Annotated in this window: 1 pseudogene; it reads left to right on the top strand. The window is 40.5% G+C overall.

Annotated elements, in window-relative coordinates:
* Nucleotides 1-210 (top strand): annotated as a pseudogene (locus tag V6260_RS19370) (D-alanine--D-alanine ligase); the annotation flags it as partial.

Genomic DNA, 210 nt, shown 5'->3' with positions numbered 1-210 from the left:
TGTTTTTATTTTTTTTGACGGCCGTGGTGGTGAAGATGGTACTGTACAAGGTGCGCTTGAGTTTATGATTCTACCTTACTCTGGTAGTAATGTGCTTGGCTCTGCACTGGCTATGGATAAAGTTCGTTGTAAGCTCCTATTTAAATCTGCTGGTTTAAGTACAGCACCTTTTGCAGTCGTTGATGCTAAAAAAGGTTTTGATGCTAAAGC

Source organism: Pseudoalteromonas aliena, assembly GCF_038155085.1.
Lineage (GTDB): Bacteria > Pseudomonadota > Gammaproteobacteria > Enterobacterales > Alteromonadaceae > Pseudoalteromonas > Pseudoalteromonas aliena_A.
This window is presented reverse-complemented; position numbering and strand designations above follow the sequence as displayed.